This is a genomic window from Escherichia marmotae, assembly GCF_002900365.1.
GTDB classification, from domain to species: domain Bacteria; phylum Pseudomonadota; class Gammaproteobacteria; order Enterobacterales; family Enterobacteriaceae; genus Escherichia; species Escherichia marmotae.
On record NZ_CP025979.1, the window covers coordinates 428,134 to 441,748 of the forward strand.

The 13,615-nt window shown below is 49.9% G+C and carries 18 protein-coding genes; 8 read left to right on the forward strand and 10 right to left on the reverse strand.

The features are described 5' to 3' along the window. Nucleotides 1-280 precede the first annotated feature (280 nt). The 4 genes from drpB (at nucleotide 281) to C1192_RS02090 (ending at nucleotide 3,233) form a co-directional block, all read left to right on the forward strand. On the forward strand, nucleotides 281-562 hold the full coding sequence (gene drpB, locus C1192_RS02075; protein ID WP_256734189.1) for a cell division protein DrpB: 282 nt from the start codon (nucleotides 281-283) through the stop codon (nucleotides 560-562). Between the two features lie 39 nt (nucleotides 563-601). Further along, nucleotides 602-1,297, forward strand: a complete 696-nt coding sequence (locus C1192_RS02080; protein ID WP_038355085.1) for a phosphohydrolase — start codon at nucleotides 602-604, stop codon at nucleotides 1,295-1,297. Between the two features lie 66 nt (nucleotides 1,298-1,363). After that, a complete protein-coding gene (gene dcm / locus C1192_RS02085) occupies nucleotides 1,364-2,782 on the forward strand; it encodes a DNA-cytosine methyltransferase (RefSeq protein ID WP_001157228.1) in 1,419 nt (472 codons plus the stop codon). Further along, the gene (locus C1192_RS02090) at nucleotides 2,763-3,233 is read left to right on the forward strand and encodes a very short patch repair endonuclease (RefSeq protein ID WP_038355084.1); all 471 of its coding nucleotides are present in this window, start codon (nucleotides 2,763-2,765) and stop codon (nucleotides 3,231-3,233) included. Before dcm ends, C1192_RS02090 begins: the two co-directional genes overlap by 20 nt. Here the strand turns inward: C1192_RS02090 and yedA are convergent. Next, entirely contained in the window at nucleotides 3,222-4,142 is a 921-nt protein-coding gene (gene yedA / locus C1192_RS02095; RefSeq protein ID WP_038355083.1) for a drug/metabolite exporter YedA, read from the reverse strand. The two genes, C1192_RS02090 and yedA, sit on opposite strands and share 12 nt — an antisense overlap. Nucleotides 4,143-4,314: 172 nt before the next feature. On the opposite strand from yedA, the gene C1192_RS02100 reads away from it, so the two are divergent. The 3 genes from C1192_RS02100 (at nucleotide 4,315) to dgcQ (ending at nucleotide 7,377) form a co-directional block, all read left to right on the forward strand. Continuing rightward, nucleotides 4,315-5,232: a DUF808 domain-containing protein gene (locus C1192_RS02100; RefSeq protein ID WP_000922674.1), complete on the forward strand. Its 918-nt coding sequence runs from the start codon at nucleotides 4,315-4,317 to the stop codon at nucleotides 5,230-5,232. Nucleotides 5,233-5,310: 78 nt separating this feature from the next. Then, the gene (locus C1192_RS02105) at nucleotides 5,311-5,493 is read left to right on the forward strand and encodes a YodC family protein (protein ID WP_038355082.1); all 183 of its coding nucleotides are present in this window, start codon (nucleotides 5,311-5,313) and stop codon (nucleotides 5,491-5,493) included. 189 nt (nucleotides 5,494-5,682) lie between these two features. After that, nucleotides 5,683-7,377: a cellulose biosynthesis regulator diguanylate cyclase DgcQ gene (gene dgcQ, locus C1192_RS02115; protein ID WP_077784557.1), complete on the forward strand. Its 1,695-nt coding sequence runs from the start codon at nucleotides 5,683-5,685 to the stop codon at nucleotides 7,375-7,377. Here the strand turns inward: dgcQ and C1192_RS02120 are convergent. Together C1192_RS02120 and yodD are read right to left on the reverse strand one after the other, a co-directional pair. Beyond that, nucleotides 7,374-8,189, reverse strand: coding sequence for a mannosyl-3-phosphoglycerate phosphatase-related protein (locus C1192_RS02120; protein ID WP_000949098.1), 816 nt, complete (start codon nucleotides 8,187-8,189; stop codon nucleotides 7,374-7,376). The two genes, dgcQ and C1192_RS02120, sit on opposite strands and share 4 nt — an antisense overlap. 296 nt (nucleotides 8,190-8,485) lie before the next feature. Next, nucleotides 8,486-8,713: a peroxide/acid resistance protein YodD gene (gene yodD / locus C1192_RS02125; RefSeq protein ID WP_001516578.1), complete on the reverse strand. Its 228-nt coding sequence runs from the start codon at nucleotides 8,711-8,713 to the stop codon at nucleotides 8,486-8,488. Between the two features lie 162 nt (nucleotides 8,714-8,875). On the opposite strand from yodD, the gene dsrB reads away from it, so the two are divergent. Next, entirely contained in the window at nucleotides 8,876-9,064 is a 189-nt protein-coding gene (gene dsrB / locus C1192_RS02135; RefSeq protein ID WP_000867217.1) for a protein DsrB, read from the forward strand. A 43-nt stretch (nucleotides 9,065-9,107) separates the two neighbouring features. Here the strand turns inward: dsrB and rcsA are convergent, their stop codons facing one another. The 7 genes from rcsA to fliM all read right to left on the reverse strand — a co-directional run bounded on the left by rcsA (nucleotide 9,108) and on the right by fliM (nucleotide 13,614). After that, a complete protein-coding gene (rcsA, locus tag C1192_RS02140; RefSeq protein ID WP_038355080.1) occupies nucleotides 9,108-9,731 on the reverse strand; it encodes a transcriptional regulator RcsA in 624 nt (207 codons plus the stop codon). Nucleotides 9,732-10,020: 289 nt separating this feature from the next. Then, on the reverse strand, nucleotides 10,021-10,806 hold the full coding sequence (fliR, locus tag C1192_RS02145) for a flagellar biosynthetic protein FliR (RefSeq protein WP_038355079.1): 786 nt from the start codon (nucleotides 10,804-10,806) through the stop codon (nucleotides 10,021-10,023). An 8-nt stretch (nucleotides 10,807-10,814) separates the two neighbouring features. After that, nucleotides 10,815-11,084 (reverse strand): flagellar biosynthesis protein FliQ, encoded by a 270-nt coding sequence (fliQ, locus tag C1192_RS02150; protein WP_000187358.1) that lies wholly within the window; start codon nucleotides 11,082-11,084, stop codon nucleotides 10,815-10,817. A gap of 10 nt (nucleotides 11,085-11,094) precedes the next feature. Continuing rightward, a complete protein-coding gene (fliP, locus tag C1192_RS02155) occupies nucleotides 11,095-11,832 on the reverse strand; it encodes a flagellar type III secretion system pore protein FliP (protein WP_001253435.1) in 738 nt (245 codons plus the stop codon). After that, nucleotides 11,832-12,197: a flagellar biosynthetic protein FliO gene (fliO, locus tag C1192_RS02160; protein ID WP_038355078.1), complete on the reverse strand. Its 366-nt coding sequence runs from the start codon at nucleotides 12,195-12,197 to the stop codon at nucleotides 11,832-11,834. Before fliO ends, fliP begins: the two co-directional genes overlap by 1 nt. A gap of 2 nt (nucleotides 12,198-12,199) precedes the next feature. Next, on the reverse strand, nucleotides 12,200-12,613 hold the full coding sequence (gene fliN, locus C1192_RS02165; RefSeq protein ID WP_001281690.1) for a flagellar motor switch protein FliN: 414 nt from the start codon (nucleotides 12,611-12,613) through the stop codon (nucleotides 12,200-12,202). After that, on the reverse strand, nucleotides 12,610-13,614 hold the full coding sequence (fliM, locus tag C1192_RS02170) for a flagellar motor switch protein FliM (RefSeq protein WP_001516574.1): 1,005 nt from the start codon (nucleotides 13,612-13,614) through the stop codon (nucleotides 12,610-12,612). The genes fliN and fliM overlap by 4 nt, the downstream gene beginning before the upstream one ends. Nucleotide 13,615: the final 1 nt, after the last annotated feature.

The window sequence follows — 13,615 nt, forward strand, 5'->3', positions numbered from 1 at the left end:
CGAAAAAGGTATAATTGTATTCAGTGCTAATATATTCAATATGTGAATTAATTAATTAATTAATTAATTAATTAATTAATTATCCACTGCCGAAAGAAAAATACTTTCTTATTTGTTTTTTCTGCAAATAATAGCCATTGGCTAAGATTTATATATTTGTTCAAAAAATGAGTGAGACTTGACTGTCTCAACTAATGTGGAAAAATGTGACTTTTATCACATAATAGTGCTAAGTCTGAATTTCCCGGGTTATCTCAAAATGGAGTACGGTTCGACAACGATGGAAGGGAGACTTTCTCGCAGCCCTGGCGGCAAACTGGCTTTATGGGCTTTCTATACATGGTGTGGCTATTTCGTCTGGGTAATGGCGCGTTACATTTGGGTGATGAGCAGGATCCCGGATGCCCCCGTGTCGGGATTTGAAAGTGATTTAGGCTCTACCGCAGGAAAGTGGTTAGGGGCATTAGTGGGATTTTTGTTTATGGCCCTGGTCGGAGCGTTGTTAGGTGGTATTGCGTGGTACACCCGACCACGACCCGTGCGTAGCAGACGCTATGAGTAAAAACTGCTAAGGTTGCGACTCATTTGCAGCGGAGCGTGTATGGATTTACAACACTGGCAGGCACAGTTTGAAAACTGGTTTAAAAACCATCAAACGCACCAGGACGTGGCCCATGACCTGTGTCATTTTCGTCGTGTCTGGGCGACAGAGCAGAAACTGGCGGCAGATGAAGACGTCGATATGCTGGTCATTTTAACCGCCTGTTATTTTCACGATATTGTGAGCCTGGCGAAAAATCATCCGCAACGGCAGCGCTCCTCATTACTGGCGGCAGAAGAGGCGCGTCGAATTTTAAGTGCGGAATTTGTCGATTTTCCGCCAGAGAAAATAGACGCCATTTGCCATGCTATCGCGGCACACAGTTTCAGCGCACAAATTACACCTTTAACGGCGGAAGCCAAAATCGTGCAGGATGCAGACAGACTGGAAGCCTTAGGCGCGATTGGTCTGGCGCGAGTGTTTGCGGTCTCAGGCTCGCTGGGTGTGGCGCTGTTTGACGGTGAAGACCCGTTCGCGCAGCATCGCCCGCTTGATGATAAACGCTACGCGCTGGATCATTTCCAGACTAAGCTGCTGAAACTACCGCAAACCATGCAAACGACAAAAGGTAAACAACTGGCGCAACACAACGCCCGTTTTCAGGTGGAGTTTATGGCTAAACTCAGCGCTGAACTGGCGGGCGAGAATGAAGGTGTGGATCATGACGTGATTCGTGCCTTTTCTCCTGCAGGCTGACCGCGTGGCCCTAAACTGAAGTAATTATGTTAACCTGTCGGCCATCTCAGATGGCCGGTTAAATCTATGCAGGAAAATATATCAGTAACCGATTCATACAGCACCGGGAATGCCGCACAGGCAATGCTGGAGAAACTGCTGCAAATTTATGATGTTAAAACATTGGTGGCGCAACTTAATGGTGTGGGTGAGAATCACTGGAGCGCGGCGATTTTAAAACGTGCGCTGGCGAATGATTCGGCATGGCACCGTTTAAGTGAGAAAGAGTTCGCTCATCTGCAAACGTTGTTACCCAAACCACCTGCACATCATCCGCACTATGCGTTTCGTTTTATCGATCTGTTTGCCGGAATTGGTGGCATCCGTCGCGGTTTTGAGTCGATTGGCGGTCAATGCGTGTTTACCAGTGAATGGAATAAACATGCGGTACGCACCTACAAAGCGAATCATTATTGCGACCCGGCTACGCATCACTTTAATGAAGATATCCGCGACATTACCCTGAGCCATAAAGAGGGCGTGAGCGATGAAGCAGCGGCGGCACATATTCGTCAGCACATCCCTGAACATGATGTTTTATTGGCCGGTTTTCCTTGCCAGCCGTTTTCCCTGGCTGGCGTATCGAAAAAGAACTCTCTTGGTCGCGCGCACGGTTTTGCCTGCGATACCCAGGGGACGTTGTTTTTTGATGTGGTACGCATTATCGACGCCCGCCGTCCGGCGATTTTTGTACTTGAAAACGTCAAAAACCTGAAAAGTCACGACCAGGGCAAAACGTTCCGCATCATCATGCAGACGCTGGACGAACTGGGCTATGACGTAGCCGATGCAGAAGATAATGGCCCGAACGATCCGAAGATCATTGATGGCAAACATTTTTTACCGCAGCACCGTGAACGCATTGTGCTGGTGGGTTTCCGTCGCGATCTTAATCTGAAGCAAGATTTTACCCTGCGTGATATCAGCGATTGTTTCCCTGCGCAGCGAGTGACGCTGGCGGAGTTGCTGGATCCGATAGTCGAAGCGAAATATATTCTGACGCCGGTGCTGTGGAAGTACCTCTATCGCTATGCGAAAAAACATCAGGCGCGCGGTAACGGCTTCGGGTACGGGATGGTTTATCCGAACAATCCGCAAAGTGTCACGCGCACGCTTTCTGCCCGCTATTACAAAGATGGCGCAGAAATTTTAATCGATCGCGGCTGGGATATGGCAACAGGTGAGAAAGACTTTGACGATCCGCAGAATCAGCAACATCGTCCGCGTCGGTTAACACCTCGTGAATGCGCACGGTTGATGGGCTTTGAAGCGCCGCATGAAGCGAAATTCCGCATTCCGGTTTCTGACACTCAGGCCTATCGCCAGTTCGGCAACTCGGTAGTCGTACCGGTCTTTGCCGCGGTGGCAAAACTGCTCGAGCCAAAAATCAAACAGGCGGTAGCGTTGCGTCAGCAAGAGGCACAACATGGCCGACGTTCACGATAAGGCCACGCGTAGCAAAAATATGCGCGCGATTGCCACGCACGATACAGCAATCGAGAAGCGTCTCGCCAGCCTGTTAACCGGACAGGGGCTGATGTTTCGCGTTCAGGGTGCCAGTCTACCCGGACGTCCGGATTTTGTCCTCGATGAGTATCGCTGCGTGATATTTACCCACGGCTGCTTCTGGCACCATCATCATTGCCATCTGTTCAAAGTTCCTGCCACACGAACGGAGTTCTGGCTGGAGAAGATAGGTAAAAATGTCGAGCGCGATCATCGTGATATTAATCGATTGCAGGAACTCGGCTGGCGTGTATTGATTGTCTGGGAGTGTGCGTTACGTGGGCGAGAGAAGTTGACGGACGCGGCGCTGACCGAGCGTCTGGAAGAGTGGATCTGCAGCGAGGGTGCCAGCGCGCAGATCGACTCTCTGGGGATTCATTTACTCGCTTGATGTGTCCTGAATGACGGGGGCGACAACGGGTTTTGCAGGAAAGAGATATTTCCCCAGCGTTACCAGCACCACCGCGAAGACAATCACGCCCAGTGCCAGCCATTCAATCTGCGATAGCGTTTCGCCACCCAGCCCCGTACCCAGCAATATCGCGACCACCGGGTTAACATAAGCGTAGCTGGTCGCCAGGGCCGGGCTGACATTGCGGATTAAATACATATAAGCGTTGATGGCGATGATCGAACCAAACAGCGCCAGATAGCCGACCGCCAGGAAGCCCGAAAGAGAAGGGAGCGCCGTCAGTTTTTCACCCGCAATCATCGATGCGATCATTAACACCACGCCTGCCGCCAGCATTTCAATGGCTCCCGCCATCATCCCCACTGGCAGAGTGATTCGTGAGCCATAAACTGAACCAAATGCCCAACTCACAGACCCGATCAAAATCAGGATCGCGCCCCACGGATTGCCGCTTAAATTACCGCCACTGTTGAGCATGATGATCCCCGCTAACCCAATGGCGATGCCAAGCCACTCCAGTTTGCGCGTTTTTATGCCAAACAGGCGGCTGAAGCACAGGGTAAAGAGTGGCACTGTTGCCACCACCACGGCAGCAATGCCGGAAGGGACGTTTTGATGTTCGGCTACCGTTACCATGCCGTTACCGACAGCCAGCAGTAACAGGCCAATAAGCGCGGCATTAAGCAGTGGACGTAGCGGCGGCAATTTGTGCCCGCGCAGCAGTAAAAATGCCATTAGTAAAATACCGGCTGCCAGAAAGCGCACGCCCGCCATCATTAACGGTGGCCAGCTTTCTACCCCAATCCGAATGACAAAATAGGTTGAGCCCCAAATGATATACAGCGCAAACAGTGCGCCAAAAAGCGGTAACAACTGGCGGAAACGCATAATCCCTCACGATGGAAATAAAAAGGCGGTTCATAGTAAACGTGAAAATCATTTCACTGGCGAGAGATATAATCGTAATTGATTGTTAATAAAATGTTGACTTGTGAAGCAAGTATCAGACAAGCCGATTTTGCTTCATACTTAGCACCGTCAACAATAAAAATGAGAGGGAATGCTTTTGGCCGGGAGTAGTTTATTGACGTTGCTCGATGATATCGCCACTTTGCTGGACGATATCTCCGTGATGGGCAAGCTGGCGGCGAAGAAAACCGCTGGTGTATTAGGGGATGACTTGTCGCTCAATGCGCAACAAGTTTCAGGTGTGCGTGCCAACCGGGAATTACCCGTGGTCTGGGGCGTGGCGAAGGGATCGCTCATCAACAAAGTGATTCTGGTGCCGTTGGCGCTGATCATCAGTGCGTTTATCCCGTGGGCGATTACACCGCTGTTGATGATTGGCGGTGCATTTCTCTGCTTTGAAGGGGTAGAGAAGGTGCTGCATATGCTGGAGGCGCGTAAGCATAAAGAGGATCCGGCACAGAGTCAGCAGCGTCTGGAAAAACTGGCAGCGCAGGATCCGCTGAAGTTCGAAAAGGACAAAATAAAAGGGGCGATTCGTACCGATTTTATTTTGTCTGCGGAAATTGTCGCTATCACGCTGGGGATTGTGGCGGAAGCGCCGTTGCTTAATCAGGTGCTGGTGCTTTCAGGGATCGCACTGGTGGTTACCGTGGGCGTCTACGGTCTGGTGGGGATCATCGTTAAGATTGATGATCTGGGTTACTGGCTGGCGGAAAAATCCAGTACGGTTATACAGGCGCTGGGCAAGGGGTTATTGATTATCGCGCCCTGGCTGATGAAAGCGTTATCGATCGTCGGCACGCTGGCGATGTTTCTCGTCGGTGGTGGCATTGTGGTACATGGTATTGCGCCGCTGCATCATGCTATTGAACATTTCTCCGGGCAGCAGAGTGCGCTGGTGGCGATGATATTACCGACTGTTTTAAATCTGATTCTTGGTTTTATCATCGGTAGCATCGTCGTATTGGCAGTGAAAGCAGTAGCGAAAATGCGCGGTCAGGTACATTAATATTCTCACTGGCTGGTATGCAAAACTCGCCATTCTCGACTAAGGTGAACAAGTTTCACTCGAAAAAAGGAGGCGAGTATGAGCTTTGTGGTGAGTGAGGAAGTAACGGTTAAAGAGGGCGGCCCGCGGATGATTGTTACCGGGTATTCCAGCGGCATGGTTGAGTGTTGCTGGTATGACGGTTACGGCGTCAAACGGGAAGCCTTTCATGAAACTGAGCTTGTTCCGGGGGAGAAGAGTCGTTCATCGGAAGAAGTTTAAAAGCGTATAATTAACACCAGGGCAGATAAGGCGTTCACGCCGCATCCGGCGATTGTGCCAGCGTTGGCATTGAAAGCCTGATGTGACGCTGGCGCGTCTTATCATGCCTTATAAAAATATTGTTATTTGGCGGTACGCTATTGCCAGGTTATGCCAGAATCATAAGAAAGCAGGTTGGGAGTTGTCAGGGTGCTGCACGAGACAGAAATGGAAAACCAGAGCTGGCTGAAAAAACTCGCGCGCCGCCTGGGGCCTGGTCATGTCGTTAATCTCTGCTTTATTGTGGTATTGATCTTCTCAACTTTACTCACATGGCGTGAAGTCGTCGTACTGGAAGATGCCTATATTTCAAGTCAGCGTAACCATCTGGAAAATGTTGCCAACGCGCTTGATAAACAACTGCAATATAACGTTGATAAGTTATTATTTTTGCGTAACGGGATGCGCGAAGCCCTCGTTGCGCCGCTCGATTTCACCTCTCTGCGCAATGCCGTTACCGAGTTCGAACAACGTCGCGATGAACATGCCTGGCAGATAGAACTCAACAGACGACGTACCCTGCCGGTAAATGGCGTCTCTGATGCGTTAGTCAGCGAGGGGGATCTGCTTTCTCGCGAAAATGAATCCCTGGACAACGAAATTGCCGCCGCGCTGGAAGTCGGTTACTTGCTGCGACTGGCGCACAACTCCTCGTCGATGGTTGAACAGGCGATGTATGTCTCGCGCGCCGGATTTTACGTTTCTACGCAGCCGACGCTGTTTATGCGAAGTGTGCCCGGGCGTTACTACGAATTTGTCACCCAACCCTGGTTTATCGGTCATTCACAACGAGAAAACCGCCAACGTGCGGTGCGTTGGTTTACCTCTCAGCATGACCATAACAATGTTACTGAACCACAAGTCACTGTAAGCGTGCCGGTTGACAGCAATAATTACTGGTATGGCGTGCTGGGAATGAGTATTCCCGTGCGTTCAATGCAGCAATTTTTACAAAATGCTATCGATAAAAATCTCGACGGTGAATATCAACTCTACGACAGTAAACTGAAATTATTGACCTCTTCCAACCCGGAGAATCCTACCGAAGATCTCTTTGATCCTCGCGAACTGGCATCACTTGCGCAGGCCATTGAACACGATACGCGCGGTGGAATCCGGATGAACAGTCGCTATGTTAGCTGGGAACGGCTGGATCATTTTGACGGGGTATTAGTGCGAATCCATACGCTTAGCGAAGGTGTGCGTGGTGATTTCGGCAGTATCAGCATTGCATTAACCCTGTTGTGGGCGCTCTTCACAACCATGTTACTTATCTCCTGGTATGTGATTCGCCAGATGGTCAGCAATATGTTTGTCCTGCAAAGCTCGTTGCAATGGCAGGCGTGGCACGACACTTTAACCCGCCTGTATAACCGTGGCGCACTGTTCGAAAAAGCGCGTCCGCTGGCCAAAATGTGCCAGACACACAAACATCCTTTTTCTGTCATTCAGGTCGACCTTGACCATTTTAAAGCGATTAATGACCGCTTTGGTCACCAGGCGGGCGACCGTGTGTTGTCACATGCTGCCGGATTAATTAGTCGTTCATTACGACCCCAGTATGTTGCCGGACGGGTTGGTGGTGAGGAGTTTTGTGTGATTCTGCCTGGCGCCAGCCTGGAGCAGGCAAAAGAAGTTGCCGAACATATTCGTCTGAAGCTGAATGAAAAAGAGATGTTGATTGCCAAGAGCAAGACTATCCGCATCAGTGCTTCATTGGGGGTGAGCAGCAGTGAAGAAACCGGTGATTATGATTTTGAACAATTGCAATCGCTGGCCGATCGTCGGCTGTATCTCGCTAAACAAGCAGGACGTAATCGGGTCTGCGCCAGTGATACCCCTTAACGGACGGTAAAAAAGTGATCCAACCCCTCGCGCCAGCCATCAGGACCTTCTCGCTGCGTTCGCCAGACACGAGGCGGATCCTCATTTTGCAGATGAATGCCTTCCCGGTTTAGCCCTTTCACAATGACCGCGTAATCCATCACTTCCAGTAATGGCGCGTCATTTGGACCATCGCCTAAGCCAAGCGTCGTCGGACGTTCTCCGCCTGATTGTTGATATGCCGCGATGATCCAGTTGGCGGCCTGATCTTTTCCGGCAGAGGCGTCCAACACATGCCAGAAGCGAGCGCCTTGGACAAACTGCAACCCTAACTCGTTCAGGCGAGCGGTAAATTGCGTCATTTGCTCGTCACTGTCGCGCCAGATGAGCGTGACCGAGGCTTCATGCAATTGCGTCAGCGCCGCCTGGCTACGGCTTAATCCAGTCCATTCAGCAATGGTTGTCTCATCGACATCATCAAAAGTGGTGAATTTGAAATGTTCTTTCTCGCGTAACGTATTCAACACCAGACTGATTTCACTATGGGCAATACCCGAGATGATACGGGGGAACCCATCTATATCTTGCCATTGATGATCCAGTTGGATCACCGCTCCGTTTTCGGCAATCAGCGGCAACCCTTGCAGACCCAGGATTTTTTGCAAGTACAGCATTTCCGCCGACGTTTTACTGCTGCAGAGAATCACTGGAACGTCTGCTTCTCGTAAACGGTTTAGCCAGGGAGCGGCAGGCTGCCAGTCATAGCTATGACTGTCCAACAGGGTGCCATCGAGATCGGTGAAAATCAGCAGTGGTTGTTGAATTGAAAGCATGGTAGCGCATACTCCCTTTACCAGGATGTTTCTCAAAATAGCACGATTTGTATTTGATCATTTTTTGGGAGCGATCCCGCCCGTAGCAGAGGCCATAAGGGGTGACGAAAGTCACAATTTCATTCATTAGTGATATTAATCATTCATGCAAAGAATATTTCCTTGTCAGCGAAAAAAATTGCAGATAAGGTGATGAACACATCAGATTTCCTGGTGTAACGAATTTTTTAAGTGCTTCTTGCTTAAGCAAGTTTGATCCCGACCCCCACAAGGGCCGGGATTTTTTTATGTCGCATTTAGCGGTTTACTTCCGAGACGCTAAAGTCATGAATATCCAGTTCAAAGGCATCCGCTAATTCACGCCATGTATGGTATTCGCGACCATCGATACTGACGTGTTCTGAATCACTCTGGCTGCGATGAACTTCGCTTTCGCTAATTTCATTGATCGCCGCCAGCAGGGCATCGACATCGACGCTGACCTCACGTTTTGCGGTATCGCTGTACTCTTTTGCGGTTTTCATCATCTTTCCTCGCAACCGTTACTCATTTGATGCTGCTGACCGTGATGCACGCCTGGCATCTTTTAAGTATAGACCGTCGAGAAAATCAGCACTCGCGCTCATCCGGCGCTGCCAGCAAAAAGAAATTGTTCTACACTGGCACAAAGCCACAGGAGGAAAATGATGAAGGTGAATGATCGGGTAACAGTCAAAACGGATGGCGGTCCGCGTCGTCCTGGCGTGGTACTGGCAGTTGAGGAGTTTAGTGAAGGCACAATGTACCTGGTTTCGCTGGAAGACTACCCGCTCGGCATCTGGTTCTTTAATGAGGCAGGGCATCAGGACGGTATCTTTGTGGAGAAAGCAGAGTAATTTCATTCAGCCTGACTGGTGGGAAACCACCAGTCAGAATGTGTTAGCGCATGTTGACAAAAATACCATTAGTCACATTATCCGTCAGTCGGACGACATGATAGATAACTTGTTTATTATGCGTTTTGATCTTACGTTTAATATTGCCTTTATGCGATGAAACGGTCTTGGCTTTGATATTCATTTGGTCGGAGATCTGAATGGTTCCCTGACCAGCCATCCACATTCGCAACATACTCGATTCGGTTCGACTCAATGATAACGTCGGCATATTTAAAACAGTGGCCATTGTTGTCTCTTTTTTCAGAATATCGCCAAGGATATCATCGAGAGATTCCGGTTTAATTGATTTAGAACTAATCAATAAATTTTTTCTGACCAACAGATATTCATCAAAATGAACATTGGCAATTGCCATAAAAACGATAAATAACGTATTGGGATGTTGATTAATGATGTGCTTGATACGCTGACTGTTAGAAGCATCGTGGATAAAACAGTCCTCATTAATAAACACCACTGAAGGGCGCTGTGAATCACAAGCGATGGTAAGGTCATCAACGGTTTCGATGTCGTTGATTTCTCTTTTTTTAACCCCTCTACTCAACAGATACCCAGTCAAACCTAGCCGGGTGTAACTACATAAATCCATAATAATCGTTGACATGGCATACCCTCACTCAATGCGTAACGATAATTCCCCTTACCTGAATATTTCATCATGACTAAACGGAACAACAAGCATCACCTAATGCGGCACTCGCGCGATTTTTCAGGCGGACTTACTATCCCGTAAAGTTCTTTATAATTTGCCTGGAATTGTCTTAAAGTAAAGTAAATGTTGTGATATGTGAGTGAGACTAAAATAAATATTGCGCCAGCGGAGTATCCTGGAAGATGTAGCCTGATTTTATTTTTCGGATAATCCTTAGGATAACACGATAAACATTACGGAATCATATTGCTGGAAATTCGCTAATAATATCGGCAAGCAAAATAAAAATTTCACTGAATAAATGTTCGCAAAACGGAGCAATTAACGGCATTAATGCTGCCATTAATGAAATACCGACCGTCAGAGTTAATGGAAAACCGATAACGAAAATTGATAATTGCGGAGCCATACGATTAAGTAATCCCAGCGCCAGATTCAGTGTCAGCAGCAGGGTAATAATCGGTAATGCCAGCATCAATCCGTTGAGAAAAATTAAACTTCCTGCTTTGGTGAGCGCCAGAAACGCATTGTTGTTAAGCGGCTCGCCCCCAATAGGCAGAGTGTGAAACGTATCGACCAGCAGCGAAATCAACCATAAATGGCCGTTAAATGTCAGGAACAACAGCAGAGCCAGCATATCCATAATACGCGCCAGAACGGGCATATTAAGATGGCTGCCTGGATCGACGAATGTCGCAAATGAAAGCCCCATTTGCAGACCGATAATTTCTCCAGCAGTTCGCACAGCGGCAAAGGCAAATTGCATGGTAAACCCAAGGGCAATGCCAATCAGGATTTGCTGCACCGCCAGCCACAGGGCATGGAACGAAAAAACGGGAACATCGTTGGCTGGTAATGCCGGGGCAATAGCGAAAGTGATCATCATCGCGAGTCCCAGTTTCACCCGTTTCGGTATACTACGTTCGCTTAAAATGGGCGCGGTGGAGATCAGCGCCAGCACGCGCAGCAATGGCCAGAAATACAGACTTAACCCGGAAAGCCATTGTTCGCTTGTTACCTGCAACATAGCACGCGCTACCCGATGATATACGGCAGGTTAGTGAACAAGGTGCGGACGTAATCCAGCAACAGGTTGAGCATCCACGGCCCGGCAATAATAATGGCGATAAATACGGCGATGATTTTCGGAATAAACGATAGCGTCATTTCGTTAATCTGCGTGGCAGCCTGCAAAATGCTGATAATAAGGCCAGTCACCAGCGCCACCAGTAGCAGCGGGGCGGCCAGCGCCAGAGCGACTTTCATCGCTTCCGTCCCCATCATCATGACCGATTCAGGTGTCATTTTGCCCTCTCTAACTATAAAAGCTCTGCGCCAGCGAACCGACCAGCAATTGCCAGCCATCCACCAGCACAAACAGCATCAGTTTAAATGGTAGAGCAATGGTCGCGGGGGGCACCATCATCATCCCCAACGCCATCAACACGCTGGCGATCACCAGGTCGATAATCAGGAAAGGAATGAAAATCGTGAAGCCTATCTGGAATGCGGTTTTCAGCTCGCTGGTCACATAGGCCGGTAGCAAAATGCGCATCGGCACGGCTTCCGGTCCCGGCAAGGGGCTGGTATTTGCCAGTCTGGCAAACAACCCTAAATCTGCCTCGCGGGTCTGACGCAGCATAAACTCACGCAGCGGTTGCGCCCCTTTTTCCAGCGCCTCCTGCATTGAGATTTTCTCTTCGCTGAATGGCTGGTACGCATCGACATAAATTTTGTCGATAACCGGTGACATAATAAAAAAAGTCAAAAACAGCGCCAGTCCCAGCAATACCTGGTTGGGCGGGGCGGAGGGGGTTCCCAGCGCGTTACGCAGTAAACCAAAAACGATGATGATGCGAGTGAAACTGGTCATCATCAGTAAAATCGCCGGAATAAACGTCAGCGAGGTGATGAACACCAGCGTCTGCACCGGAAGCGACCAGCTTTGTCCTCCGCCAGGCAGCGGTTGGCTGGTGATGCCAGGCAGTTGCGCAAAGGCGAGGGGGCTGACCAGCCAGAGAAGAGCAGGAGCGACAGATAACAGACGACGCATCAGGATCTCCCGTTACGCTTGAGCAAATTTTTCATTAGCGACTGGAAATCGGCCAGTGGCATCTCTTCCGTTGGCGCAGAAGGGGGAAGTTTATGCAACAGATTGATTTGCCCTGCGGTGACGCCGAGTACCAGTCGTGCATCTTCCACATCGATCACCACTACCCGCTCGCGCGCGCCAAGTGAAGCGCTGGCGCTGACTCTTAACCCGCGGGCGTCGCTGCGTTTGGCGGCAAATCCCAGCCGTTTCACCAGCCACGCTGCAGCGAGAATCAGGACAATAATGGCAATTAATGCGCCACTCACCTGCAGGAGCGGCGCAGTGGAAACCGGCGTGGTTGGTTGCACGGTGGCGTGGTTATTCATCACTAACGGCTCAGGCGGCGCATCCGCTCAGACGGGGTAATGATATCGGTGATCCGCACGCCATATTTATCGGCAACGACCACAACTTCGCCCTGGGCGATTAAATAGCCATTGATCAGAATATCCAGCGGTTCGCCAGCCAGACCGTCCAGCGCCACCACTGATCCTTGCGTCAGGCGCAACAGCTCTTTGATAGTCATTCGTGTGCGACCCAGTTCGACGGTCAGTTTGACCGGAATATCCATAATCAGGTCGATATCCTGCAATGTTCCACTGACGTCGCCGCCACCAAGCTGTTGGAACACCGCCTCAGTGGCGCTTTTGCCGCTGGTTGATTTTTGTTCGCTCAACGCTTCAGCCCACAGATCGTCCATTGCGCCGTTGTTGTCATCGGCCGGATTATTCAAGTCACTCATTTGGGCTGTTCCTCGTTCAGAGAATTCAAAATCGGGTTAATCAAATGTTCTATCCGTAACGCATACTGGCCATTGATGGTGCCGTACTGGCTGGTCAGCACCGGAACGCCGTCAACGTGCGCGATGATACGATCGGGTTTTTCTATCGGCAGGACATCGCCGGGTTTCAGTTTCAAAATCTGCGACAGGCGCAGCGAAATATCGGCAAAGTTGGCGATCAACTCCAGTTGTGAATGCTGTACCTGACGCACCAGATTATCGCGCCAGTTCTGATCTTCATTACGCGAGTTTTCCAGTGGCGGGTTAACCAACAATTCCCGCAGCGGCTCGATCATGCTGAATGGCAGGCAGATATTAAATTCACCGGTCAGGTTGCCAATTTCGACATGAAAAGGCGTATTAACCACAATGTCGTTTGGTGAGGTGGTGATATTGGTAAATTTCACCTGCATTTCCGAACGTACATACTCGACTTCCAGCGGATTAATCGCCTTCCAGGCGTCGCTATAGCCTTCAAGCGCCAGCTTTAACATGCGGTTGATGACGCGCTGTTCGGTATGGGTAAACTCGCGACCTTCCACTTTGGTAGGGAACCGACCATCGCCGCCAAACAGGTTATCCACGGCAATAAATACCAGGCTTGGCGAGAACACCACCAGTCCTGTGCCGCGCAGCGGTTTCAGGTGGATAAGGTTAAGGTTGGTCGGCACCGGCAGGTTGCGGGCAAATTCATGATATGGCTGGATACGGATCGCCCCGACGGTGATGTCCGGGCTACGACGCAGCAGGTTAAACAGCCCCATGCGGAAATGTCGGGCAAAACGTTCATTAATGATTTCCAGCGCCTGCAAACGTTCGCGCACAACCCGTCGTTGCGTATTGGGATCGTAAGGCCGAATGTCATTGTCGCTGGTCACGCCGGAAGTCGGTTCGTCTTTGACCTCGCTGTCGCCATTCAACAGTGCATCAATTTCAGCTTGAGAAAGAATACTATCGCCCATG

Coding starts and splice junctions, on each gene's coding strand:
- drpB (WP_256734189.1), top strand. CDS start 281: ATGGAAGGGAGACTTTCTCGCAGCCCTGGCGGCAAACTGGCTTTATGG.
- C1192_RS02080 (WP_038355085.1), top strand. CDS start 602: ATGGATTTACAACACTGGCAGGCACAGTTTGAAAACTGGTTTAAAAAC.
- dcm (WP_001157228.1), top strand. CDS start 1,364: ATGCAGGAAAATATATCAGTAACCGATTCATACAGCACCGGGAATGCC.
- C1192_RS02090 (WP_038355084.1), top strand. CDS start 2,763: ATGGCCGACGTTCACGATAAGGCCACGCGTAGCAAAAATATGCGCGCG.
- yedA (WP_038355083.1), bottom strand. CDS start 4,142: ATGCGTTTCCGCCAGTTGTTACCGCTTTTTGGCGCACTGTTTGCGCTG.
- C1192_RS02100 (WP_000922674.1), top strand. CDS start 4,315: ATGCTTTTGGCCGGGAGTAGTTTATTGACGTTGCTCGATGATATCGCC.
- C1192_RS02105 (WP_038355082.1), top strand. CDS start 5,311: ATGAGCTTTGTGGTGAGTGAGGAAGTAACGGTTAAAGAGGGCGGCCCG.
- C1192_RS02120 (WP_000949098.1), bottom strand. CDS start 8,189: ATGCTTTCAATTCAACAACCACTGCTGATTTTCACCGATCTCGATGGC.
- yodD (WP_001516578.1), bottom strand. CDS start 8,713: ATGAAAACCGCAAAAGAGTACAGCGATACCGCAAAACGTGAGGTCAGC.
- dsrB (WP_000867217.1), top strand. CDS start 8,876: ATGAAGGTGAATGATCGGGTAACAGTCAAAACGGATGGCGGTCCGCGT.
- rcsA (WP_038355080.1), bottom strand. CDS start 9,731: ATGTCAACGATTATTATGGATTTATGTAGTTACACCCGGCTAGGTTTG.
- fliR (WP_038355079.1), bottom strand. CDS start 10,806: ATGTTGCAGGTAACAAGCGAACAATGGCTTTCCGGGTTAAGTCTGTAT.
- fliQ (WP_000187358.1), bottom strand. CDS start 11,084: ATGACACCTGAATCGGTCATGATGATGGGGACGGAAGCGATGAAAGTC.
- fliP (WP_001253435.1), bottom strand. CDS start 11,832: ATGCGTCGTCTGTTATCTGTCGCTCCTGCTCTTCTCTGGCTGGTCAGC.
- fliO (WP_038355078.1), bottom strand. CDS start 12,197: ATGAATAACCACGCCACCGTGCAACCAACCACGCCGGTTTCCACTGCG.
- fliN (WP_001281690.1), bottom strand. CDS start 12,613: ATGAGTGACTTGAATAATCCGGCCGATGACAACAACGGCGCAATGGAC.
- fliM (WP_001516574.1), bottom strand. CDS start 13,614: ATGGGCGATAGTATTCTTTCTCAAGCTGAAATTGATGCACTGTTGAAT.